The 22,219-nt window shown below is 73.3% G+C and carries 24 protein-coding genes; 3 read left to right on the top strand and 21 right to left on the bottom strand.

What is annotated here, in order from left to right; genetic code table 11:
• Position 1 precedes the first annotated feature (1 nt).
• From hemC to AB0F89_RS09350, 7 genes are all read right to left on the bottom strand, one after another.
• Positions 2–958: a hydroxymethylbilane synthase gene (gene hemC / locus AB0F89_RS09380; RefSeq protein WP_367134596.1), complete on the bottom strand. Its 957-nt coding sequence runs from the start codon at positions 956–958 to the stop codon at positions 2–4.
• Positions 955–2,277, bottom strand: coding sequence for a glutamyl-tRNA reductase (locus AB0F89_RS09375; RefSeq protein WP_367134594.1), 1,323 nt, complete (start codon positions 2,275–2,277; stop codon positions 955–957). The genes hemC and AB0F89_RS09375 overlap by 4 nt, the downstream gene beginning before the upstream one ends.
• Before the next feature lie 34 nt (positions 2,278–2,311).
• Positions 2,312–3,073 (bottom strand): redox-sensing transcriptional repressor Rex, encoded by a 762-nt coding sequence (locus AB0F89_RS09370; protein ID WP_367134593.1) that lies wholly within the window; start codon positions 3,071–3,073, stop codon positions 2,312–2,314.
• A gap of 196 nt (positions 3,074–3,269) precedes the next feature.
• Complete coding sequence (locus AB0F89_RS09365; RefSeq protein WP_367134591.1) at positions 3,270–3,923, bottom strand: fasciclin domain-containing protein; 654 nt, start codon at positions 3,921–3,923, stop codon at positions 3,270–3,272.
• Positions 3,924–4,004: 81 nt separating this feature from the next.
• Positions 4,005–5,507 (bottom strand): molybdopterin-dependent oxidoreductase, encoded by a 1,503-nt coding sequence (locus tag AB0F89_RS09360; RefSeq protein WP_367134590.1) that lies wholly within the window; start codon positions 5,505–5,507, stop codon positions 4,005–4,007.
• Positions 5,508–5,571: 64 nt separating this feature from the next.
• Positions 5,572–5,808 (bottom strand): glutaredoxin family protein, encoded by a 237-nt coding sequence (locus AB0F89_RS09355; RefSeq protein WP_201437781.1) that lies wholly within the window; start codon positions 5,806–5,808, stop codon positions 5,572–5,574.
• Between the two features lie 5 nt (positions 5,809–5,813).
• Positions 5,814–7,295 (bottom strand): AMP-binding protein, encoded by a 1,482-nt coding sequence (locus tag AB0F89_RS09350; protein ID WP_367134589.1) that lies wholly within the window; start codon positions 7,293–7,295, stop codon positions 5,814–5,816.
• A gap of 172 nt (positions 7,296–7,467) precedes the next feature.
• Between AB0F89_RS09350 and AB0F89_RS09345 the strand changes: the two genes are divergently transcribed.
• The 3 genes from AB0F89_RS09345 (at position 7,468) to AB0F89_RS09335 (ending at position 10,261) form a co-directional block, all read left to right on the top strand.
• Positions 7,468–8,121, top strand: coding sequence for a sigma-70 family RNA polymerase sigma factor (locus AB0F89_RS09345; RefSeq protein ID WP_367134588.1), 654 nt, complete (start codon positions 7,468–7,470; stop codon positions 8,119–8,121).
• 103 nt (positions 8,122–8,224) lie between these two features.
• Complete coding sequence (locus AB0F89_RS09340; protein WP_367134587.1) at positions 8,225–9,334, top strand: DUF5667 domain-containing protein; 1,110 nt, start codon at positions 8,225–8,227, stop codon at positions 9,332–9,334.
• Between the two features lie 39 nt (positions 9,335–9,373).
• On the top strand, positions 9,374–10,261 hold the full coding sequence (locus AB0F89_RS09335; protein WP_367134586.1) for an HAD family hydrolase: 888 nt from the start codon (positions 9,374–9,376) through the stop codon (positions 10,259–10,261).
• Positions 10,262–10,267: 6 nt separating this feature from the next.
• On the opposite strand, the gene AB0F89_RS09330 is transcribed toward AB0F89_RS09335, so the two are convergent.
• From AB0F89_RS09330 to AB0F89_RS09265, 14 genes are all read right to left on the bottom strand, one after another.
• On the bottom strand, positions 10,268–11,236 hold the full coding sequence (locus tag AB0F89_RS09330; RefSeq protein WP_367134584.1) for a lysophospholipid acyltransferase family protein: 969 nt from the start codon (positions 11,234–11,236) through the stop codon (positions 10,268–10,270).
• Between the two features lie 44 nt (positions 11,237–11,280).
• Positions 11,281–12,318: an NAD-dependent epimerase/dehydratase family protein gene (locus AB0F89_RS09325; protein ID WP_367134582.1), complete on the bottom strand. Its 1,038-nt coding sequence runs from the start codon at positions 12,316–12,318 to the stop codon at positions 11,281–11,283.
• A gap of 131 nt (positions 12,319–12,449) precedes the next feature.
• Positions 12,450–12,551 carry an AURKAIP1/COX24 domain-containing protein gene (locus AB0F89_RS09320; protein WP_015105422.1) on the bottom strand — a complete coding sequence of 34 codons (102 nt, stop codon included), beginning with the start codon at positions 12,549–12,551 and terminating at the stop codon, positions 12,450–12,452.
• Positions 12,552–12,674: 123 nt separating this feature from the next.
• Positions 12,675–12,878 carry a helix-turn-helix domain-containing protein gene (locus AB0F89_RS09315; RefSeq protein WP_053722699.1) on the bottom strand — a complete coding sequence of 68 codons (204 nt, stop codon included), beginning with the start codon at positions 12,876–12,878 and terminating at the stop codon, positions 12,675–12,677.
• 120 nt (positions 12,879–12,998) lie between these two features.
• Positions 12,999–13,811, bottom strand: a complete 813-nt coding sequence (gene proC / locus AB0F89_RS09310; protein ID WP_367134580.1) for a pyrroline-5-carboxylate reductase — start codon at positions 13,809–13,811, stop codon at positions 12,999–13,001.
• A 113-nt stretch (positions 13,812–13,924) separates the two neighbouring features.
• Entirely contained in the window at positions 13,925–14,731 is an 807-nt protein-coding gene (locus AB0F89_RS09305; RefSeq protein ID WP_367134578.1) for a thioesterase family protein, read from the bottom strand.
• 8 nt (positions 14,732–14,739) lie between these two features.
• Positions 14,740–15,645: a proline dehydrogenase family protein gene (locus AB0F89_RS09300; RefSeq protein WP_367134576.1), complete on the bottom strand. Its 906-nt coding sequence runs from the start codon at positions 15,643–15,645 to the stop codon at positions 14,740–14,742.
• Between the two features lie 108 nt (positions 15,646–15,753).
• Positions 15,754–16,539, bottom strand: a complete 786-nt coding sequence (locus AB0F89_RS09295; protein WP_367134574.1) for a sugar phosphate isomerase/epimerase family protein — start codon at positions 16,537–16,539, stop codon at positions 15,754–15,756.
• Complete coding sequence (locus tag AB0F89_RS09290; RefSeq protein ID WP_367134572.1) at positions 16,536–17,801, bottom strand: hypothetical protein; 1,266 nt, start codon at positions 17,799–17,801, stop codon at positions 16,536–16,538. The genes AB0F89_RS09295 and AB0F89_RS09290 overlap by 4 nt, the downstream gene beginning before the upstream one ends.
• Positions 17,801–18,811, bottom strand: coding sequence for a hypothetical protein (locus tag AB0F89_RS09285; protein WP_367134570.1), 1,011 nt, complete (start codon positions 18,809–18,811; stop codon positions 17,801–17,803). The genes AB0F89_RS09290 and AB0F89_RS09285 overlap by 1 nt, the downstream gene beginning before the upstream one ends.
• Positions 18,812–18,838: 27 nt before the next feature.
• On the bottom strand, positions 18,839–19,519 hold the full coding sequence (locus AB0F89_RS09280; protein WP_367134568.1) for a response regulator: 681 nt from the start codon (positions 19,517–19,519) through the stop codon (positions 18,839–18,841).
• Positions 19,516–20,712: a sensor histidine kinase gene (locus AB0F89_RS09275; RefSeq protein WP_367134566.1), complete on the bottom strand. Its 1,197-nt coding sequence runs from the start codon at positions 20,710–20,712 to the stop codon at positions 19,516–19,518. Before AB0F89_RS09275 ends, AB0F89_RS09280 begins: the two co-directional genes overlap by 4 nt.
• Before the next feature lie 276 nt (positions 20,713–20,988).
• Entirely contained in the window at positions 20,989–21,735 is a 747-nt protein-coding gene (locus AB0F89_RS09270; RefSeq protein ID WP_367134564.1) for a phosphoglyceromutase, read from the bottom strand.
• Between the two features lie 117 nt (positions 21,736–21,852).
• Positions 21,853–22,071: a hypothetical protein gene (locus AB0F89_RS09265; protein ID WP_367134563.1), complete on the bottom strand. Its 219-nt coding sequence runs from the start codon at positions 22,069–22,071 to the stop codon at positions 21,853–21,855.
• Positions 22,072–22,219: the final 148 nt, after the last annotated feature.

Raw genomic sequence — 22,219 nt, 5'->3', positions numbered from 1 at the left:
ATCAACTACGCCCCGCCGGCGACGCGGTGGCGTGGCCGGAGAGGTCGAGCAACTCGGCGGCCAGCGCGCGGCCGAGTTCCTCTGCTGCGGTCAAGTCACCGGTGGCGGACGCACGGAGGAGGTCGCCGTCCTCCGTCGCCATGACCCCGCGCAGGGACAGGCGGAGAACGACTTGCGTCGACCCGTCGGCTGCGTCTTCGGCGAGGTCTTCCACCACATCGGCCAGTGCGCCGACCGGCGCGCTGCAACCTGCTTCGAGCGCGGCCAGGAGGGCGCGCTCGGCGGTGACAGCGGCCCTGCTGGCCGAGTCGTCCAGAGTGGACTGGAGGAGGTGTTCGGCGTCGACGTCGTCGACCCGGCACTCCACTGCGAGGGCGCCCTGCGCGGGCGCGGGGAGCATCTGGATCGGCTCCAAGGTCTCGGTGATCTCGGCGGCACGGCCGAGGCGGCTGATGCCCGCGCGGGCCAGCACGACGGCGTCCAGCTCACCGTCGGCGACCTTGCGGATGCGGGTGTCGACGTTGCCCCGCAGGGGGACGACCTCGATGCCCAGGCCGAGGGCTTCGAGCTGCGCGGCGCGGCGCGGTGAGCCGGTGCCCACCTTCGAGCCGGTCGGCAGCTCGCCCAGGGTCAGCCCGTCGCGGGCGACGAGCGCGTCGCGCGGGTCCTCGCGGGGCGGGACGGCGGCCAGCGACAGGCGCGGGTCGCGCGCCGTCGGCAGGTCCTTGTACGAGTGCACGGCGACGTCGATCTCGTTGTTCGCGAGCGCGTCGCGCAGCGCCGAGGTGAACACCCCGATGCCGATCTCGGCGATGGGTGCGGACGAGCGGTCACCGGGGGTGGAGATCGTGACGATCTCCACGTCCGCGCCTGCCGCGCGCAGCGCGTCGGCCACGTGGCCGGTCTGCGCGAGCGCGAGGGCGCTGCCGCGGGTGCCGATCCTCAGGGTGCGGTTCACCGCTTCTCACCTTTGGGTTGCGTCGAATGGGGGGTGCTGACGGCGGTCGGCGCCTGCGGGTCGAGCCCGAACAGCTCGCGCAGCGCCTCGGCGTAGCCCGCGCCGCCCGGCGCCGCGGCCAGCTCCTTCACCCGCACGGTGGGGGTGTGCAGGAGCTTGTCCACCACCCGGCGCACGGTCTTGGCCAGCTCGTCGCGGACCGCGCCGTCCAGCTCGGGCAGCCGCGAGTCCAGCCGCAGCAGCTCGGCGTCCACCACTTCGGCGGCGCGCTTGCGCAGCGCCGTCACCGTGGGGGTGACCTCGGCCGAGCGCTGCCCGGCCAGGTAGGCGCGGACCTCCTCGGCCACGATCTCCGCCGCGCGCAGCGTGCCCTGCCCGGTCGGGGCGTCGGACAGCCTGCGCTGAAGGGTCTCCAGGTCGACCACGCGGACGCCGTCGAGCAGCGTCGCGGCCGGGTCGACGTCCTTGGGCAGGCCGAGGTCGCAGACGACCAGCGGCCGGTCCGGGGCGCGGTCGCCGATGTGCTCGGCGCCGACGACGGTGCCGACCGAGCCGGTGCAGGCGAACAGCACGTCCGCCCCGGCGATCTCGGCGGTCAGCGCGTCGAGGCCGGTGGAGGTGGCCTCGACGCCGTCCGCGCGCAGGGCCGTGGCCAGGCGCTCGCCGTTGGCCGGGGTGCGGTTGGCGATGACGACCTCGCCGATGCCCGCGCGGCGCAGGTGGGCGGCGGCCAGGCCGCCCATGGAGCCCGCGCCGACGATCACGGCCTTGCGGCCGTCGAGGCCGCCGAGCGCGGTGGCCGCGTCGCCGAGGGCTTCGGAGACGACGGACGCGCCGGCGTGGTCGATGTCGGTCTCGGTGTGCACGCGCTTGCCGACCCGCAGGGCGTGCTGGACCAGCTCGTGCAGCGAGCGGCCGACGACGCCCCGGTCGTCGGCGGCGTTGTAGGCGTTGCGCAGCTGGCCGAGGATCTGGGCCTCGCCGACCACCATCGAGTCCAGGCCGCCCGCGACGGAGAACAGGTGCTCGACCGCGGCGCCCGCGTAGTGGACGTACAGGTGTTCGAACAGGTCGGCGGGCTCGGCCCCGGCCTGGCGGGCCAGCACCTCGACGACCTCGTTCACGCCGCCGTGGAACGTCTCGACGACCGCGTACACCTCGACCCGGTTGCAGGTCGACAGCAGCACGGCCTCGGACACGCTCGGCGCCGTCAGCAGCTGGTCGAGGACCTTGCCGCGGTCGGCGTCGGCGACCGCGACGCGCTCCAGCACGGGGACGGGGGTGGTCCGGTGGGACAGGCCGACGACGAGCACGCTCATGCGCGCACCACCGACCGACGCACTACCCGCACGATCACGGGCGAATCACCACCCCGTCCACACCGATGCCGTTGACGACGTCACCGGCGGCCTCGTCAGCCCGTCGCGCGACGTGGAACGACAGGATCTGCATCTCGACCGCCAGGTCGACCTTGCGCACCTCGACGTAGTCCGGCACTTGGAGCACGACGGGTGCGAAGTTCAGGATGCACTGGACTCCGGCGGATACCAAACGGTCGCAGACGGCCTGAGCTGCCTGCGGCGGTGTCGCGATGACGCCGATCGAGACCTCGCGCTCGGCGCAGACGGTCGTGATGTCGTCGATGTGGTTGACCGGGATGCCGCCTACCGGCACTCCCGTCAGGTCGTCGTCGATGTCGAACAGCGCGGCGACCGGGAAGCCCCGGCTGGGGAAGCCGCCGTAGTTGGCCAGCGCGTGACCAAGATTACCGATCCCGACGACCGCCACCGAGTGCTTGCGGGTGAGGCCGAGGATGCGCTCGATGTGGCTCACCAGCACCTCGACGTCGTAGCCGACGCCCCTGGTGCCGTACGAGCCGATGTAGGACAGGTCCTTGCGGAGCTTGGCCGAGTTGACGCCCGCGGCGCCGGCCAGCTCCTCGCTGGAGATGGTCGTCACGCCCTGCTCGGCCATGCCCGAGAGCACCCGGAGGTAGACCGCCAGCCGCGCGACCGCCGCCTCGGGGATCGCGCGCGCCCGCTCCCGGACGTCGGCGGGGGCGGTGTCTCCTGGGCGGGTCACGACACCGTCACCCTCGCCCCGCTGAGCCGCCACGCTGGAACTCCTCGACATCCGTCGCACTGACCCGCCGGGTACCGCCACCAGCGGAGTGATGCGTCCACCGTACCGCTTGTGAACGCATGCACAAAGTTGACGAACGCGTGGGCGCGGGGACGCCGCCCACCATCGGGTGATGGGCGGTGGGAGTGGCGCGATCCGCCGCGCCACTCCCACCACGTCGGGGTCCGCCTCAGGCGGCGGGCGGGGTGAGGACCTTGCCGATCACGAACACGGTGGCGTTGGCGGTGGGGATGTTGCCGCACAGGACCGGGGCGCCGTTGACGGTCATCGAGTCGCCGGAACCCGCGATGGTCAGCTCCTCGCCGAGCAGGGTGTCGACCGTGCCGGCGGACTCCAGGGCCGCGGCGTCGTAGCGCTCGCCGACCACGTGGTACTTCAGGATGTCGCCGAGGACGGCGGGCTGCCCTGCGAGTTCGTTGAACTTCGCGTCGCCCAGCTCGGCGAACGCGCCGTCGTAGGGCGCGAACACCGTGATCGCCTTCTGGGTGTTCAGCGTGTCGCCGAGCCCGGCCGCGCCGACCGCCGCGACGAGCTTGGTCAGCAGCGGGTTGTTGGACGCGGCGGTGGCGACCGGGTCGGTGGCCATCCCCTCCAGCGAGCCCTTGTCCGACGGGTCGGTGGGCACCTGGGCGCAGCCGGGGCCGAACACGTCGGCCGTCGTCGTCATGCCGTCGGACGCGGCCATCGACTCGGTGGTGGTGGCGGCGGTCGTGGTGCTGGTGCTGCCGGACCCGGAGGACGCGGGGTCCATCCCACCGCAGGCGGCGAGGGAGAGCGTGGCGGCAGCGATGGCGGCAGCGGTGGCGAGCTTGCGGTTCCGCACTGGGATCACTCCTCGGTGGACTTGGTGGTCACTGAGGCGTTCGAAGTGGCCCCGGATCCGGTTCGCCCTTTTTCGAGTGATCTAGGCAACGGTGAAGAAGATGGAGTGCCAGCCGGTCGCGCCGTCCGGGACGGGGGCCAGCCGGGCCTGCGGCTGGGTGGAGCCGGCCTTGTCGGTGGCGCGTGACTCGATCGTGTGACCGCCGGACGGGAGGTCCAGCTCGATCCGCCACATCCGCCACGTCGAGCCGTTCACGTCCTCGGCGAGCGTCGCGGTCCGCCACGGGCCGTTGTCGACCCGGACCTCCACCTTCGCGATGCCGGTCGGCTGGGCCCACGCCACACCGGTGGCGACGACCTTGCCGGGCACCGTGGACAGGCCCTCGGGGCGGTCGATCCGGGACATCACCTTCACCGGCGCCCGCCGCGCCCAGCCGCGGTCCAGCCAGTAGCCGCGCTTCGCCTCGAACGTGGTCAGCTCCAGGTCGACCACCCACTTCGTGGCCGAGACGTAGCCGTAGAGGCCGGGCACCACCAGGCGGGCCGGGAAGCCGTGCTCCAGCGGCAGCGGCTCGCCGTTCATCGCGAGCGCGATCAGCGCGCCCCGGTCCTCCTCCAGCACGACGTCGACCGGCGAGCCGGCGGTCCAGCCGTCGGCGCTGGTGGAGAACAGCTGGTCCGCGCCCTCCCGGACGCCCGCCTCCAGCAGGACCTCCCGCAGCGGCACGCCGACGAAGTTGGCGGTGGAGATGTACGGCCCGCCCACCTCGTTGGACACGCAGACCATCGTCACGGTCCGCTCCACCAGGTCACGCCGCCGCAGGTCGTCGTAGCGGAGGTTCAGCTCGCGGTCGACCATGCCGTGCACCCGCAGCACCCAGTCCTCGGCCCGGACCCGCGGCACGCTCAGCGCCGTGTCGATCCGGTAGAAGTCCTCGTTCGGCGTGATGAAGGCGGGCGTGCCCTCGGCGGCGAAGTCCGCGCCCGGCGGGACGGCCGGGGCCGGGGTCGTCGGCTTGAGCTCGCCGACAGCCCGGCGGGACGCCTCGACGTCCACGCGGCCGCCCGCGAACTGGCCGACCAGTCCCGCGAGCCCCGCGCCGACCGCCGTCGCGCCGGAGGCGATGAGGAACGCGCGGCGGCCGTCGGCGGTCTCGGCGGGCCGGGACGCCTCGGCGTGCAGCCGGCGGAACACCACCACGCCCACGACCAGGCTCGCGACCGGCGCGAGGACGCCCAGCTGACCCAGGTCGGGCCGGTACAGCACGGCGGCGACGCCCAAGAGGCCCAGCACGGTCGCGAGCACCGTGCCGGGCAGCGGTGAACGCCGGGACAGCAGGCCCGCGACCACCGCCGCGACCAGCAGCACCACCGCCATGCCGAGCAGCAGCACGAGCTTGTCGTAGGTGCCGAACGTGCGGACCGCGAAGTCCTTCAAGGGGCTCGGCGTGAAGTCGATCGCGGTGTTGCCCACCGCGAGGAACGGCGAGGCCGACGGCCCCACCACCCCCGCGACGAGGTGACCGGCCGCGAGCGCGGCGGCCACGCCGAGGGTGCCGACGAGGGCGGCGGTCGAGCGCTTCATGGTGTTGATTCGACACCAGGAGCCATCCGGTTCGCCGAAACCGTAAGCGCGCGGTAATCGGCCCTCAGCGCAGGGCCGCGCGCAACCGGTCCTCCTCGACCGACCAGTAGCCGTGCTCCTCGCCGTCGACCAGGATCACCGGCACCCGGTCCCCGTACTCGGCGCGCAGCTCGCGGTCGGCGTCGACGTCCCGCACGTCCCAGGGGACGCCCAGCTCGCCGCAGATCCGCTCCAGGTCGGCGCGGGCCTGCTCGCAGGCGTGGCAGTCGACCCGGCTCATCAAGGTGACGTGGTGGCTCACGGTGCTCAGGCTAGGGGCAGCCGCAGCCGGGCCCGCGCCAGCTTGCCGGTCGGCGAGTGCGGCAGGGTCGTGGCGAACTCGACCACGGTCGGCACCTTGAACTTCGCCAGCCGGGCCGCGCAGTGGTCCTTCACCGCGTCCTCGGTCAGGCGGGCGCCCTCGTCCGCCACGATCACCACCTTGACCGACTCGCCGGTCCGCTCGTCCGGCACGCCGACCGCCGCCGCCTCGGCCACCCCGGCCAGCTCGGCCACCACGTGCTCGACCTCGTGCGGGTAGACGTTGAAGCCGTTGACGATGATCAGGTCGCCCGCCCGGTCGACCAGGTGCAGGTCGCCGTCGGCGTCGAGGTAGCCGACGTCGCCGGTGCGGAACCAGCCCTCGGCGTCCGGGCCGTGCGCGCCGTCCGGCCAGTAGCCGTCGAACAGGTTGTCGCCCCTGGCCGCGACCAGGCCGGTGCCCGGCTCGTCCTCGTCCTGGTCCAGCGGCCGGCCGTCGGTGTCGACCAGCCGCACCTCCACGCCCGGCAGCGCGCGGCCGACCGAACCGGCCTTGGGCGCGCCGCCCGCCAGCGTCGTGGTCAGCACCGGGCCGGTCTCGGTCAGCCCGTAGCCCTCGTAGACCGGCAGGCCGACGGCGTCGCGCATGGCGTCGAGCAGGCCGGGCGCGAGCGGCGCGGCGCCGGAGGTGAACAGGCGGACCGTGGCCAGGTCGTCGCGGAGCCGGTCGACCGGCTGGGCCAGGATCGCCGCGTACATCGGCGGCACGCCGACCAGCGTGGTCACCCGGTGCTCGCGGATCGCGGTCAGCGCCTGGTCCGGGTCGAACCGCTCCAGCAGCACGGCCGTCGCGCCCGCGCCCGCCACCTGGAACAGGCCGGGGCCGAGGCCGTAGACGTGGAACAGCGGCAGCGCCAGCAGCACCCGGTCCCCCGCGGTGACCGGCGCGGGCCGCAGGGACGCGCACTGCGCGACGTTGGCCAGCAGCGCCCGGTGCGACAGCATCGCGCCGCGCGGCGAGCCGGACGTGCCGGAGGTGTAGCCGAGCACGGCCAGGTCCTCGCCGGAGCCGATGGCGGTGAACTCCTCGCCCGGCTCCAGGCCCGGCGCGGGCAGCGCCTCGACGTCCACGTCGCCGCGGTCGCCGACGAGCAGCTTCGCGCCGCTGTCCGAGACCAGCTTCCGGAGCTCGCGGCCCGGCTGGCCGGGACCGGCGGGCACCAGCACGCCGCCCGCGCGCAGCACCCCGAACACGGCGACGCAGAACGGGAGGCCGGTGGGCAGCCGCACGACGACCCGGTCGCCCGGTCGCACGCCCGCGGCGACCAGCCGGTGCGCCTCGCCGTCCACGGCGGCGTCGAACTCGGCCCAGGTGCAGTCGGCCCCGGCTGCACCGGGGGCAGTGACATCCACCAGTGCGACGTGCTTGGGTCCACGGTGCGCGGAGGCGCGAACCAGGTCGGAGATGTTGCTTGCGGAAGCGGTCAACGTCGACCTCCTGGTGAACCACAGCGGACCTCAGCGCAGTCTGTCACGCGCGGGTGGCGTCACGCAGTGCCTCCGCCCGCGTGGCAGGTTCGAGACCACTTGCCGCTACCTACTACGGAGTAACAACACGTATGCTGCCGGCACGGCGACCCTGTGGAGGTGCCGCGAGCCGATGACCGCACGGGCACGCGAGAACTCCGTCCGAACCGTCCGGACGCTCCGGTCCAGGTGGAGCGCGGGAGGGCAGTCCAGCACGATCGAGAACGTGGAGAGCAACGCGGCCGAGGAGCCGTGGAACCTGGTCCGCGCCGCTCAGGGCGGCGACACGGACGCGTTCGGCGCGCTTTACGACCGGTACGTCGACGTGGTGTACCGGTACGTGCTCTTCCGGGTCGGCGACCGCACGCTGGCCGAGGACGTCACCAGCGAGACGTTCCTGCGCGCGCTGCGCAGCATCGGGTCGATCAGCTACCAGGGCCGCGACGTCGGCGCCTGGTTCGTCACGATCGCGCGCAACATCGTCTTCGACCACGTGAAGTCCAGCCGCTACCGGCTGGAGGTCACGACGGCCGAGCTGGCCGACAACCGCGAGGTCGCGGACGGTCCCGAGCAGGAGGTGCTGACCGACGCGACCAACGCCGAGCTGCTGCGATGCGTCGCCCAGCTGGGTGAAGACCAGCGCGAATGCATCACCCTGAGGTTCATCCAGGGGTTGTCCGTGGCGGAGACGGCCGCGAGGATGGGGCGCAACGAGGGCGCGATCAAGGCCCTGCAGCACCGAGCGGTGCGCCGGTTGGCCCAGCTGCTGCCCACGTGGTTGCGGTGAGATCACCGTTGCACCACGCGCCCCGCGCGTAACCCCGGGACCACCCGGTTCGTTGTTCGGGGCAGGGACGCTCCAGACAGTGCGGGATGGTTGGCCACGCGGGATGGTAGGCAAGGGGATCACGCCGCTATGGCGGCACAGGCAGCGCGAGCAGTTCGCCCGCGCGGTCGACGCGCACCCCGAACCCGTCGGTGACGGCCCCGACGACTTCGCGGACCTCGCCGACGAGCTGGCGGTGGTGGCGCTGCTGCGGGAAGCCGCAGTCACGTCGGGCCCCGACGAGGCCGCCCGCGCGCGGATGCGGGCCAGGGTGCTGGGCGCGGTGGCCGAACCGCCGCCGACCGGGCTCGACCTCGACCGGCCCGGGCGGGAGCGCCGCAGCGGCGCCCGGGCGCGATTAGCGGTCGCGCTCGCCGCCGCGCTGTGCCTGCTGTTCTCGCTGACCGGGATGAGCCTGCTGCTCAGCCGGGACGCCCTGCCGGGTGACGCGCTGTACGGCGTCAAGCGCACCGCCGAGACCGCCTCGCTCGGCCTCACCTTCGACGAGGAGTCGAAGGGCCAGAAGCGGCTGGAGTTCGCCGCCGCGCGCGTCGCCGAGCTGGAGACCATGGTCGACCGGTACCGCGAGTCCGGCGGCGGGCCGCTCGGTGGCTACCTGACCGCGCTGGCCGACTTCGACGCGGACGCCGCCGCCGGTTCCCGCGTGCTGACCGCCGTCGGGTCGAACTCCGACCGGCGCGCCCTCGAAGACCTCCGCGACTGGGCCACCGCGCACGCCGCCCGGCTGACCGGGCTGCGGGCGGCGCTGCCCGCCGAGGCCGCCGAGCGGGCGGGCACGTCGCTGGACCTGCTGGAGCGGATCGCCGACCGCGCGTCGGCGCTGCACGGACGGATGAACTGCGGGACCGTGACGTCGGGGCAGGTCGACCAGGTCGGGCCGCTGCCCGCCGAGGACGGGTGCGCGGCGCAGCCGGTCGTCCCGAACCCCGCGCCGGAGAGCGGTCAACCGCCGCTCCCGGCGCCCACGACCACCGCCGTCGCGCCCACCACCACCCGTGAGGTCCCGGGCGCCACCAGCGCGCCGGCCGGCGTGCCGACGTCGGCGCAGCCCACGACCCCGCCACCCGCGCCGACCACCACGACGACGAGCCCGCTGCTGCCGCTGCCCACGTTGACCCTGCCCCCGTTGCCGCTGCCCGGCCTCGGCGGCTGATCGCTACCCTGTCCCCATCGGACCTCGGGAGGCGCTGACGTGGTGAGAAGGCGTGTGGTGGAGGGTTCGGCCGAACGGGAGAGGCTCGCCGCGCTGGCCGGTGAGGCGTCGGCCGAGGCCGCGCTGACGGTCGGGCCGGTCGGGAGCGTGGCCACCGACCTCACCGCCGCCGCCTTCTTCGACGTCGACAACACCATGATGATGGGCGCGTCCATCTTCCACTTCGCCCGCGGGCTCGCGGCCCGCAAGTACTTCAAGAACTCCGACCTCGCCGGGTTCGCCTGGCAGCAGCTCAAGTTCCGGGTCGGCGGCCGGGAGGACCCGCAGAGCGTGGCGGCGTCGCGCGAGCAGGCGCTGTCGTTCGTGGCCGGTCGGACGGTGGCCGAGCTGATCTCGCTCGGCGAGGAGATCTACGACGAGCTGATGGCCGACCGGATCTGGGCGGGCACCCAGGCGCTGGCGCAGATGCACCTGGACGCCGGTCAGCGGGTGTGGCTGGTGACCGCGACGCCGGTGGAGCTGGCGCAGATCATCGCCCGGCGGTTGGGCCTGACCGGCGCGCTCGGCACGGTGTCGGAGCACACGGACGGCGTCTACACGGGTCGGCTGGTCGGCGACCTGCTGCACGGCCGGGCCAAGGCGCACGCGGTGCGCGCCCTGGCCGCCAAGGAGGGCCTGGACCTGCGGCGGTGCACGGCCTACTCGGACTCGGTGAACGACGTGCCGATGCTGTCGGTCGTCGGCACGGCGGTCGCGGTGAACCCGGACTCGGGCCTGCGCGAGACCGCCCGCAAGCGCGGCTGGGAGATCCGCGACTTCCGCACCGGCCGCAAGGCCGCCAAGATCGGCGTCCCGTCGGTCCTCGGCGCCGGCGCCCTGGCGGGCGTCGTGGCCGCCACCCTGGCCTACCGCCGCCGCGACCGCTGACGCCGGTCAGCCCAGGAACACGTTCCGGCGCTGGGTGAGCAGCCGGTAGAGGGTCTGCTGGATCGTCTCGCGCACCTGGTCGGTCAGGTTGAACACCAGCATCGGGTCGTCCGCCGCGTGCTCGCCGTAGCCGTCGGTCCGGATCGGCTCGCCGAACTCGATGTACCACTTCGACGGCAGCGGGATCGCGCCCAGCGGCCCCAGCAGCGGGAAGAACGGCGTCACCGGGAAGTAGGGGAAGCCGAACAGCCTGGCCAGCGCCTTGATGTCGCCGATCTTGGGGTAGATCTCCTCGGCGCCCACGATCGAGCACGGGATGATCGGCACGCCGGTGTTCAGCGCCGCCGAGACGAACCCGCCCCGGCCGAACCGCTGCAGCTTGTACCGGTCCTTGAACGGCTTGCCGATGCCCTTGAACCCCTCGGGCCACACGCCGACCAGCTCGCCCGACGTCAGCAGCCGCTCCGCGTCCGGGTTGCACGCCAGCGTCTGCCCCGACTTGCGGGCGATCGCGCCCAGCACCGGCGTCTTGAACACCAGGTCCGCGCCCAGCATCCGCAGGTGCCGGTGCTTCGGGTGGTCCGCGCGCATCGCGAACGCCGTCATCGTCGCGTCCAGCGGCAGGGTGCCGGAGTGGTTGGCGACGATCAGCGCGCCGCCCTCGCCCGGCACGTTGTGCATGCCGATCGCCTCGACCCGGAACCACTTCTCGTACAGCGGCCTGAGCGGCGGCATCAGCAGGTTGTCGGTGAGGTCCGGGTCGAAGCCGAACTCGTCCACCTCGTAGTCGCCCTGGACGCGCCGGCGGGCGAACGCCAGCAGCTCCGCCAGGCGCCGCTCCCACCCCTCGGACGCCGCCTCCTCGACGGGCCGGACCGGGGGCTCGGGCGGCGGAGCCGGCGCCTCGGCCCTCGCCCGTGCCGCGCCGTGCCGTCGGTCCGCACCGTGCAGCGGGATCACCCGCGCCTCCGCCACGTGTCCACCTCCTCCGTTGGGTCGCCCGGTCCGCCGGCGCGCGGCTAGCGGAACCTGGCCGCCAGGTCGAGCACGCCCCGCTCGACCGACGTCACCAGCTCCGGGTCGATGAGCGGACGCAGCGCGCGCCCGCTCACGTAGTCGTCGAACGCCTGCTGGGTGGTCCACCGCGGGGTGAAGCCGAACTCGCGCTTCAGCAGCGTCGTGTCCACCACGCGGCCCCAGTTCAGGAACCTCATCTGGTCCGGCGAGAAGTCCACCAGCCGGGCGCCGCGGAAGAACCGGCCCATCAGGGGCGCGGCGCCGCTCGGCACCGGCAGGCTGATCCGGCCGGCCCGGCGGATGGCCTGCGACAGCATGAGCACGCCGTCGCCGCCCACGTTGTACACGCCGGGCAGGTCGTGCAGCGTCGCCCGCTCCAGCACCGCCAGCGCGTCCTCGGAGTGCAGCAGCTGCACCCTGGCGTCGTAACCCAGCACCGTCGGCACCACGGGCAGGGCGAAGTACCTGGTCAGGACCGTGTCGATGCGCGGCCCGATGAAGTTGGTGAACCGCAGCGCGGTGACGTCCACGTCGGGCCTGCGCCGGGCGAAGCCGCGCACGTAGCCCTCGACCTCGACCGCGTCCTTGGCGTAACCGCTGGACGGCAGGTCCTTCGGGCCCATGTCCTCGGTGAACACCGCCGGGTCGCGCGAGCTGGACCCGTACACCGCGCTGGTCGACTTCACCACCAGCTTGCGCACGTGCGGCGACTTCTGGCACGCGGCCAGCAGCTGCATCGTGCCGATGACGTTCATCTCCTTCATCGCCGTGCGACCGGCCGGCCCGGCCGGGTTCGCGGTCAGCGACGCGTGCACGACCGTGTCGACCTGCGCGGTGGCGATGACCTTGGCGATGAGCGGGTTGCGGATGTCCGCGCGGACGAACTCGGCGCGGCCCATCCGGCGCCGCAGGTCCCGCGACGGCGGCTCGGTGTCCACCCCGAGCACCCGTTCGACGTCCGGGTTCGCCGCGAAGCGCGCGGCGAGGTGGCCGCCGAGGTAGCGGCTGGAACCGGTGACGAGGACGACCTTGGGCGCCATGCGACTCCCTGGTGCGGGTGGGGCGACCCGCCCGATGCTAGTCGGAACCGGACCCGCACCGCCCCGCAGACGAGGGCACCGCCAGCCCCGCGGCTGTCGCCGGGGACTGGCGGTGCGCGAACCCGCTGGGGTTACTTGCCGCGCTTCCTGCGCTGGACCCGCGTCTTGCGCAGCAGCTTGCGGTGCTTCTTCTTCGACATGCGCTTGCGGCGCTTCTTGATGACCGAGCCCATGCGGGTTCCTTCACTACTAGACGTCGGGTGGTCTCCACGCGCCGGTGGAGACACCCGTCAAGTGGGCGCGCCGACACCAGGCACGAACGGCCTATGAGTTTACCCGCCCGCCCGCACCGACCCTCACCCGGCGTCGAAGTAGGCGTTGCGCAGGTACTCGTGCACCGCCTTCTCCGGCACCCTGAACGACTTGCCCACGCGCACCGCCGTCAGCTCACCGGAGTGGACCAGGCGGTACACCGTCATCTTCGACACGCGCATCATCAGCGCGACCTCGGCAACCGTCATGAACCTGACTTGACCGAGCGACTTCTCCTCCGCTGGCATGGATCACCGCGTCCTTCGACACGCGTCGTGCCGTCGGCTTCCCCACCGACGGTTCGACACGCACGTGCTGCTCTGAGGGTAACGGGACGGGTGGGACTGGTGCGACGGCCAATGGCGGTATCAGTCCGCCTGGTGGTCCCGTCCCAGTTCCACCGAACGGTCGCGAGCCGCCTCGATGGCCGCCAGCAGGGCCGCGCGCACGCCGTGCTTCTCCAGCTCGCGGATGGCCATGATGGTGGTGCCCGCGGGCGACGTGACGGCCTCGCGCAGGATGACCGGGTGCTGGTCGCCCTCGTTCAGCATGGTGGCCGCGCCGACCGCCGACTGGATGATGAGCCGGCCGGCCAGGTCGCGCGGGATGCCGAGCAGGATGCCCGCGTCGATCATGGCCTCGACCAGGTAGAAGAAGTAGGCGGGGCCGGAGCCGGACAGCGCGGTGACGGCGTCCTGCTGGCTCTCCGGGACGCGGGCCACCTGGCCGACGGTGGTCAGCAGCTCCTCGACCAGGTTCAGGTGCTCGTCGGTGGCGTACCGGCCCGCCGAGATGGCGCTCATGGCCTCGCCGACGAGCATCGGGGTGTTCGGCATCACCCGGACGACGGGGGTGTGGTCGGGCAGCCTGCGCTCGTACAGCGACGTCGGCAGGCCCGCGCACAGCGAGACGACCAGCGTGCCGGGCTTGAGCACCGGCGCCAGCTCGTCCAGCAGCGGTTCGATGTCCTGCGGCTTGACCGCGACCACGAGCACGTCGGCCCGCTGCGCGGCGTCCGGCACGTCCAGGCCGCGCACCCCGTACCGCTCGGTCAGCGCGGCGGCCCGGTCCGGGTGCTTCTCGGTGAACACCAGCTCGTCGGCCCGGCGCCCGCCCTGCAACAACCCGGACAGCAGCGCCTCACCGATCTTGCCCGCTCCCAGCACGGCGATCGTCGTCATGGCCACCAGCCTGCCACGCGCCCCCTCACGAGAGCCCAACGCCCAGAACCCGAGAGTCCAACCTTCGGAACGCGAGAGTCCAACGTTCAGGACCCCTGAGTTCAACGCTCAGGTCACGTCGCGGGCGTCAGCGCGAGCTGCCGCGCCTGGCACACCAGCCGCCCGGCGGAGTCGATCACCACGGCGTCCTCGTCGAACCACTGCCCGTGCACCGCGCTGCACGACACCCGCACGCGCAGCCACCCCGGCGCCGGGTTCGCCCGCAGCAACGCCGTCAGCTGCACGGTCGGCGACCACCCGAACCGGCCCAGGTTGAACGTCACCGGCATCGAGACGTCCCCGGCGACCAGCGCGAAGTACGGGTCCGGCCGCTCGCCGAGCGGGCGCACCCACAGCCGCAGCACCAGCGGATCGCCCACCCGCCCGGTCAGGAACCCGGCGCCCCGCTGGTCCAGCCGCACGTCGCACACCGCGCCGAGCTTGTACACGCCGCCGGAACCCGTGGTCGCCAGGTCGATCGCGTCCGCGGGCGGCGCGGCGGGCATCTCCGGCAGGTCGGCGTAGTCCGGCGCGGCGGTGGGCATCCGGCCGACCGTCACCACCGCCTCGACGCAGCTGCGCCCGCGCTGCTCCAGCGTCGACGTCACCACGGTCGCCGTCCGGCCGGCCTTGCGCACGTGCGTCCGCACCAGCACCGGACCGACCTCCGGCGCGCGCAGGAACTGCGTGCTGACGGCCAGCGGCGCGAGGTCGTCGGCGCCGGGCACGGCCGCCCGCGCGCTGTCCACCGCCGCCCGCGCCACCAGGGCCAGCAGGAACCCGCCGTGCGGCTTGGGACCGATGGTCCACTCGGCGGGCAGGGACGCGGTGTACGTGCCGTCGCCCAGGGGGCGGACCGCACTGGCTACCGAGAAGGACACGGGGCTCCTCACGAGCGGGTGACCAGCGAGCGCAGGACGAACGCGACGTCGGCCGGCCGTTCGGCGAGCCGGCGCGCCAGGTACCCGTGCCACTGCCGGCCGAACGGCACGTGGACGCGCACCACGTGGCCCTCCGCCGCGAGGTGCCGCTGCTCGGCGGTCCGGACGCCGTGCGGCAGCTGGAACTCGAAGTCCTCGACCGACCGGCCGTGCCAGCGGGCGCGTTCCCCGATGATCTCGATCAGGCGCGGGTCGTGGGTGGCGAACACGGGGTGGCCGGAGCCGGCCAGCAGGGCGTTGGCGCAGCGCACGTAGTCGAGGTCGGCCTCGTGCCGGTCGGCGGGCGGTGGCGCGGCGCCCTCGTGCAGCAGGACGCGGGTGTCCCCGAGGGCGCGGCAGTCGTCCAGAGTGCGGCGCAGGCGCGCTTGGAGCACCACGCCCACCTCCGGCCAGTGGCGGCGCAGTTCGGCGAGCAGGCGCAGGGTGGCGTCGGTGGCGGCGTGGTCCTCGACGTCGAGGACGGCGGTGGTGCCCGCCTGCTCGGCGGCGGCGCAGATGCGGGAGGCGTTGTCCAGCGCCAGCGTCTCGTCCACGGCCAGGCCGATGGTGGACGGCCGCACGCTGACCTGCGTGTCCGGCGTGAGGCCGACGTCGTGCAGCTGGTCGAGCAGCGCCAGGTGGGTGCGCACGGCCCGTTCGGCGGCGGGGCGGTCGGCGGGGCCCTCGGGGAGGTGGTCGAGGGTGACGCGCAGGCCGTCGCCGATCAGCCGGCCGGCCGCGTCGACCGCGTCGGCGGCGGTCTCGCCGGCCACGAAGCGGCGCACCACGTCACGGCTGACGGGCGCCGTCGCGACGACCCGGCGCACCGCGTCGTTGCCCGCGGCGGCGAGGATCAACGAGCGCACCGGGTTCACGATCAAGACCCTAGCCGCTGAGCGTTGAATTCAGGGGTCCTGGACGTAGGACTCTCGCGTCCCGAACGTAGGACTCTCGCGTTCGAGGGGTGGGACGTGCGCGCGGGGTCAGAGGTGGAGGCGGGCGAAGAGGAGGGATTCGGCCAGCAGCTCGGAGCGCTCGGCGGCGGTGCGGGCGCGGCGGGTGTTGACCTCCAGCACGACCTGGCCGGTGAAGCCGGTGCGGGTCAGGTGGTGCAGCAGCTCGCCGCACGGCTGCGTGCCGCGACCGGGCACCAGGTGCTCGTCCTTCGGCAGCCCGGACCCGTCCGCCAGGTGCACGTGGGTCAGCCCGTCGCCCATGCGCTTGGCCAGCTCCATCACGTCCTGGTGCGCGGCCGACGCGTGCGACAGGTCCAGCGTGTAGTTGCGGTGCCCGACGTCGGTCGGGTCGATCGACGGTCGGAACGCCGTCACCTGCACCGACCGCCCCCGGCCCAGCGGCCGCCGCACCGGGAACATGTTCTCCACCGCGATCGCCACCCCGCTCTCGTCCTCCAGCGACGAGACCAGCTCGGCGAACCCCTCCGCGTACCGCTTCTGCCACAGGAACGGCGGGTGCAGCACGACCGTCCGCGCGCCCAGGTCACCGGCCGCGCCGACGCTGCGCCGCAGCCGTTCCGCCGGGTCCGGCGACCACACCCGCTGGCTGATCAGCAGGCACGGCGCGTGCACGGCCAGCACCGGCATCGAGTGCCGCTCGGACAGCCGGCCCAGCGCCGGCACGTCCTGGCTGACCGGGTCGGCCCACACCATGACCTCGACGCCGTCGTAACCCAGCCGGGCCGCCGCCTCGAACGCCGCGCCGGCGGGTTGCGGCCAGACGGCCGCGGTGGACAGGCCGACCGGGATCAAGACTTCACCAGCAGCATCGCCGCCGGCGACACCGTCACGATCAACCCGACCAGCACGGCCAGCACGGTGGTCTGGAGGTCGTCCGCGCGGCGGATCTTGCGGACCATCATCACCAGGCCGACGGTCACGGCCAGCGCCACCACCAGCGCCGCGGGCGCGGCGGTGCGCCACAGGAAGTTGAAGCCGAGCCACAGCGCCGCGCCGCCGACCACGCCGACGGCGAGCTGGCCGATCATGACCAGCCACTCCTTGCCCGCGGACCGGTCGACGGGCTCCTCGTCGTCGTCCTCGACGTCGGCCAGCCCGGCGGGCTCGTCGTCGTCCAAGTCGCGGCGCTTGAAGTCGCGCCCCGGGTAGTCGTCCTCGTCCTCCTCGTCGAGGTCGACGTACGGGTGGAACTGGGTGCTCTCCTGCTCGGCGGCCTCTTCCGGCTCGTCGTCGTCGCCGAACCAGTCCTCGGCGGTCTGGTCCGGCAGCGGGTCGGGCAGCCTGCGCGGCGCGGGCGGCACGATCAGCACCGACTCGGTCGGCAACGACTCCAGCGGCACGTTCGGCTTGAGCTTGTCGGTGATCCGCGGCATCACCTCGGTCACCGGCTCGCGCACCGGCGGCGGCACCGGCGGCGCGCCGGGCGGCGGCGCGGGCCGGACCAGGTTGGAGCGCGCCGGCTCCGGCGGTTTCGGCGGGGCGGACCGGGCCGGTTCGCCCTGGTAGTCGGCCACGATCGGCGGGACGACCCTGGTCTCCTCAGCCGGGTCGACCTCGGGCGCGCGCCTGCGGCCGGTCTCGACCTTCTTCGGCGGTTCGAGCCGCGAGGCGGGTGGCTCCAGCCGGGACGCCGGCGGTTCCAACCGGGAGGCGGGCGGTTCCAACCGGGAGGCGGGCGGTTCCAACCGCGAGGCCGGCGGTTCCAGTCGGGAGGCGGGCGGCTCCGGGCGGGCCGGCGGCGGGGACGGCGGCAGCGGCGGCGCGACCGGCGGTTGGTAGGCGGTGCGCTCGGCCTCCACGGGCCGACCGCGCTGCGGCAGCGGCGGCGCGGGTGGCAGCGGCGCGGCGGGCGGCTCCGGCTCGTCCTGGATCGCCCTCAGCCGGCCGCTGTCGGAGTTGACCCGGTCGATGATGGCCTGCGGAGCCGTGTCCGAGGTCTCTTCGGCCCGGCGCCGTCGCCGACGCGGCGACACCTCGCCGGAGCCCGCGCCGTACTGGGCGAGCAACTCCGCGACGGTGCGCTGGGTCTGCTCCGACTCGCTCTCTCGACTCATCAACTCCACCGTGCCCCGTGGCGGCCAGTCCGTCCAGTGTCACCCGTCCGGCGGGTGCGGCCCGGCGGGGTGTCCAGGTCCGAGCCATTAGTGTGGTCCAGTCGGCGCAGGATGACACCTTCCCGCAGCGCCCAGGGGCAAATCTCCAGTTCGCCGAGTGACAGCGCTCTCATGGTGGCCTCCGCCACCAGGGCGCCCGCCACCAGCTGGTGCGCCCGGCTCGCGCTCACGCCCTCCAGCTCGGCGAGGTCGGCCGCGGACATCCGGGAGACGAACGCGATGAGTTGCCGCAGGCCGGAGTCGGTGAGCACGCGCCGCGCCCGCGGTCCGGCCGACGACGGCGCGGCGCCGGTCAGCCGGGCCAGCGTCCGGAACGTCTTCGAGGTCGCGACCACCCGGTCGGGTGCCCCCACTCGGCGGATCTTCTTCGCGACCGGTGACAACTGCTCGGCCAGCCACTCGGCCGTTTCGCGCACCTCGGCCCGGCTCGGCGGGTCGTTGCGGAACCGGGTGCGGGTCAACCGGCCCGCGCCGAGCGGCACCGAGAACGCCTCCTCCGGCTCCTCGTCGACGCCGACCGCCAGCTCCAGCGACCCGCCGCCGATGTCCAGGCACAGCAACCGGCCCGCGGACCAGCCGTACCAGCGGCGCACCGCGAGGAACGTGTACCGCGCCTCGTCCTCGCCGCTGAGCACCTGGAGGTCCACGCCGGTCTCGGCGCGCACCCGCTCCAGCACGTCGGCCGAGTTGCCCGCCTCGCGCACCGCGGACGTCGCGAACGCCAGCAGGTCCTCGCAGCCGAGCCGCGTCGCCGCCGCCTTGGCCGCGGCGACGGCGCGGACCAGCTGGTCCGCGCCTTCCCGCCCGAGCGTGCCGGAGCCGTCCAGCTGCTCCGCGAGGCGCAGCACGGACTTCTCCGAACTCATCGGCGTCGGGTGGGCACCACGATGAGCGTCCACCACCAAGAGGTGGACGGTGTTCGACCCGACATCAAGCACCCCTAGGCGCACGCGGTGCACCGTACCTGGTCGGGATGATCAGGATTCGAACTTGTATCCCAGTCCGCGCACGGTCACCAGGTAGCGGGGCGCCGCCGGGTCGGGCTCGATCTTCGAGCGCAGGCGTTTGACGTGCACGTCCAGGGTTTTGGTGTCCCCGACGTAGTCCGCGCCCCACACCCGGTCGATCAGTTGGCCGCGGGTCAACACCCGGCCGACGTTGCGCAGCAGGTACTCCAGGAGGTCGAACTCCTTGAGCGGGAGGCTCACCTCGGCCCCGGCCACCGTCACGACGTGCCGCTCGACGTCCATCCGGACCGGCCCCGCCTCCAGGACCTGCGGCAACAGCTCCTCGGCCTCGCCGCCGCGGCGCAGCACCGCGCGGATGCGGGCGATCAGCTCCCGCGCCGAGTACGGCTTGGTGACGTAGTCGTCCGCGCCCAGCTCCAGGCCGACGACCTTGTCGATCTCGCTGTCCCGCGCGGTCACCATGATCACCGGCACGGCGGAGCGGGCGCGCAGCTGCTTGCACACGTCGGTGCCGCTCATGCCGGGCAGCATCAGGTCGAGCAGCACGATGTCGGCGCCGTTGCGGTCGAACTCCTCCAGCGCCTCCTGGCCGGTGGCCGCGAGCGCCGCGGTGAAGCCCTCCTTGCGCAGCAGGAAGGCGAGCGGATCGGCGAAGGACTCCTCGTCCTCCACGATGAGCACCCTGGTCACAGCTCTCCTCCGTGGTTGCCGCCCGCGCCGCTCGGCACGGGTCTGGCCAGCTCCTGCTTGGACAGGTCGGTGGTGTCGTCCTGGTCCGGGTGGGCCGGGACGCGCAGGGTGAAGGTGGAGCCGGTGCCCGGCAGGCTCCACAGCTTCACCTCGCCGCCGTGGTTGTTGGCGACGTGCTTGACGATGGCCAGGCCGAGGCCGGTGCCGCCGGTGGCGCGGGACCTGGCCTTGTCCACCCGGTAGAAGCGCTCGAACACGCGGGTCTGCTGGTCCTCGGCGATGCCGATGCCGCGGTCGGTGACGGCGATCTCCACGAACCCGTCGACCAGCTTGCGGCTGACCGACACCGGGCTGCCGGGCGGCGAGTACGCGACCGCGTTCTCCAGCAGGTTGCTCAACGCGGTGACCAGCAGCGTCCGGTCGCCCTCGACCTCCAGCCCGCTGGGCTCGTCGGTGGTGACCTGGATGTCGGCCGACTCGGCGACCAGCCTGGACCGGCCCATGGCCTCGTCCACCACCACGTCGACCTCGACCCGGCTCAGCTCCGGCAGCTTCTCCGCGCCCTGCAACCGGGACAGCGCGATCAGCTCGGTGACCAGCGTGCCCAGCCGGGTCGCCTCCTGCATGATCTTGGCGCTGAACCGGCGGACCTCCACCTGGTCGTCCGCCGCGTCCAGCACCGCCTCGGCCAGCAGCGCGAGCGCGCCGACCGGCGTCTTCAGCTCGTGGCTGACGTTGGCCACGAAGTCGCGCCGGGTCGCCTCCAGCCGGACGGACTCGGACTCGTCGGTGGCGTCGACCACGACGAAGCCCTCGACCAGCACCTTGACCGACGCGTGCACGGCCTGCGGCTGGCGGCCCTTGATGACCTCCAGCGAGGACAGGTCCACCGACACCACCCCGCCGCCGCGGCGGGCCATCTCGGCGGCCTGCCTGGCCCGGTCGTCCACCCGGTTGTTGCGCACCACCCCCAGCTCCTCGGCGCGGGCGTTGTGCAGCACCACGTCGCCGAAGCCGTTGAGGACGACGATGCCGTCCGGCGACGAGTGGACGACCATCGCCATCAGGTCGGCGACGGTGAGGCCCTTGGGGCGCGTCTCGCGGGCACGGGCGGTGGTCCGCCCGGCGAGGAACGCGCCGCCGCCGATCAGCAGAGCGGCGATCGTCAGGACGAGGTAACCCGTTGCGGTCACGAACGCATCGTAAGCAGGTCAGGGCGGGTGCGGCCTAGTCCTCGGGCGTGGTTCGTGACACCTGCGACACCCTCCTGGGTGGATGTTTTCCCAGCGGACGACCGGAGTTCACCCAATCGTGTCCAATTGAGTCGGGTCCTGTTCGGACAGGTGCAGAGCGGGGGAAGCCGGGTCCTCCCCCGGGTGACGGGCAGAGGACGAAACGGCGGCACGCGCGCCGGGTATCCCCTGCGCACGTGCCGCCGTCCGGTGGTGGAGCCGACCGCTGTGCCCGGTCTAGCGGCCCTGGTTGGCCACGGCCTTGATCGCGTCGGCCGCCGCGTCCGGGTCCAGGTACTCGCCGCCCGGCTTGACCGGGCGCAGCTCGTCGTCCAGGTCGTAGCGCAGCGGGATGCCGGTGGGGATGTTCAGGCCCGCGATGGCCTCGTCCGACACGCCGTCGAGGTGCTTGACCAGGGCGCGCAGCGAGTTGCCGTGCGCGGCGACGAGGACCGTCCGGCCCGTGCGCAGGTCCGGCACGATCGCCGACTCCCAGTACGGGACCATCCGCTTGACCACGTCGAGCAGGCACTCGGTGAGCGGCAGGTCGGGACCGAGGTCGGCGTAGCGCGGGTCGCCGTCCTGGCTGAACTCGGCGCCGGGCGCGATCGGCGGCGGCGGGGTGTCGTAGGAGCGGCGCCAGAGCATGAACTGCTCCTCGCCGAACTCCTCCAGCGTCTGCTTCTTGTTCTTGCCCTGGAGCGCGCCGTAGTGCCGCTCGTTGAGCCGCCAGTCCCGGCGCACCGGGATCCAGTGCCGGTCGGCGGCGTCGAGGGCGAGGTTGGCCGTGCCGATGGCCCGCCGCAGCAACGACGTGTGCACCACGTCGGGCAGCACACCCGCTTCGCGCAGCAGCGTGCCGCCGCGCTTCGCCTCGTTCACACCCTTCTCCGAGAGGGGGACGTCCACCCAACCGGTGAACAGGTTCTCCGCGTTCCAGACGCTCTCGCCGTGGCGGAGCAGCACCAGGGTTCCGACAGCCATGGGCGTCAGCCTGCCAGATGCGCCCGACGGCCTCACGCCCGTGGTCACTGTGATCTTTATCGGTGCAGCCCGACCGGCCGGGCCGGGCCCTCCAGCGGGGCCCGGCCCGAAGCCGGGTCAGCCGCCCAGGTTGCCCAGGCCGCCGCCGCCACCCAGACCGCTGCCGCCGCCCAGGCCGCCCGTGAGGCCGCCGAGGACCTGGCTCACGATGCCCTGCACCGGGCCGAGGCCGGGCAGCGCCTTCGCGTCGACCGGCGCGGCGTTGGCGGCCGGTGAGGCGAGCAGGATGACGGCGGTGACGCCGGCCGCGGCGGCCAGCTTTCCGAGGATGCGCATGCGCGTGTTCTCCGATGTGTGATCCAGATTTGTACCCGACATGGTTGTGGAGCGTGACCGGTCCGGCTCGGTCAGTAGCCGAGGTCAACACCATCGGGTGGTAGTGCGGTCCGGTGGGGGAACGATGGGATCGGGAGCACGTGCGGCG

This window comes from Saccharothrix sp. HUAS TT1 (assembly GCF_040744945.1).
Taxonomy (GTDB): domain Bacteria; phylum Actinomycetota; class Actinomycetes; order Mycobacteriales; family Pseudonocardiaceae; genus Actinosynnema.
Note: the sequence above shows the minus strand (reverse complement) of the source record. Positions and strands in the feature narration are given on the sequence as shown.